Genomic DNA, 1338 nt, shown 5'->3' with positions numbered 1-1338 from the left:
AATCTCACGAATCAGTTTTTCCTGCTCGGGATCTTTCATATCCAGTGCCGGGCGCACGTGCAGCACGCCCGCATCGACATGGCCAAACATGCCGTAGGAGAGCTGCCGGGCATCCAGCGCGGCGCGGAACTCAGTAATAAAGTCAGCCAAGTGCTCCGGTGGTACGGCGGTATCTTCGACAAACGCAATTGGGCGCTTTTCGCCCTGCACATTGCCCAGCAAGCCCACCGAGCGTTTGCGCATGGCGTAAACTTTTTGGATCTGCGGACGGCCTTCGGCCAGGGTGTAACCTAAGCGCGCTACCGTGGGGTCTTGGCTCAAATGGTCCGTGAACGCCTGCACCCGTTCTGCCAAGCGCTCAGGATCATCGTCATTAAACTCAATCAGGTTAATGCCACGGATTGGCGTGCTGCCGGTGGCGGGGAAAAACGCCGCCACGCTATCCCAAACAAAGTCCTCCATGGCCAGCTGCAGCACGGTGTCGTCGATGGTTTCAATCGAGGTGGGGCGCGCGCTGGTCGTCATCAATGCCTTGGCATCGCGTAGCGCGTCCATAAAGCTGGAGTAACGCACATTGACCAAGGTGGCGTGCTTGGGAATCGGCAGCACATTGAGTACCGCTTCATTCAAAAAGCCCAATGTGCCTTCCGAGCCACACAGCAGGCTGTTCAGGTTCAGTTGGCCTTTTGCTTCCCGCAGATGCGCCAGATCGTAGCCGGTTAAGCAGCGGTTGAGCGGCGGAAATTTCGCCTCAATCAGCTCACGCTGCTGGTCGATAATCTCAGCCGCGGTGGTATGCACGCGACCTAAAATACCTTCGTGCTGGCACTCAGCCTGCTCTTCGTCAGCGCTAAGCGGGCGGCTATGCAGGTGTTGACCTCCGAGCAGAACCGTATCCAGTTCCAGCACGTGGTCACGGGTTTTACCGTATTCGCAGCTGCCCTGGCCGCTGGCATCGGTGGAGATCATACCGCCGATGGTGGCGCGGTTAGAGGTGGACAGTTCCGGGGCGAAAAACAGCCCATGGGGCTTCAGCGCCGCGTTGAGTTGATCCTTCACCACGCCCGCCTGAACGCGTACCCGCCGTGCCTCTACGTCGATCTCGAGGATCTGGTTCATATGGCGGGAAACGTCCACCACGATGCCGTCGGTCAACGACTGGCCGTTGGTACCGGTGCCGCCACCCCGAGGCGTGAGCACGATATCGCGGTGGGGCAGCTCAGCAGCCAGCTTGGCAAGGCGCTCAAGGTCTTCCGCATGCTTAGGAAACACCGCCGCCTGGGGCAGGCGCTGGTAAATCGAGTTATCCGTTGCCAGCACCGTGCGGTTGGCATAGTC

At 59.4% G+C, this 1338-nt stretch carries 1 protein-coding gene; it reads right to left on the bottom strand.

The window, feature by feature from the left end; genetic code table 11:
* Positions 1–1338, bottom strand: a 1338-nt coding sequence (locus tag INT22_RS01400; RefSeq protein WP_193067535.1) for an FAD-binding oxidoreductase, incomplete at both ends; no start/stop codon positions are given.

This window comes from Halomonas sp. 3D7M (genome assembly GCF_014897885.1).
In the GTDB taxonomy this organism is placed as follows: domain Bacteria; phylum Pseudomonadota; class Gammaproteobacteria; order Pseudomonadales; family Halomonadaceae; genus Vreelandella.
The sequence above is the reverse complement of the archived record's forward strand: the minus strand, read 5'-3'. Positions and strand labels throughout refer to the sequence as shown.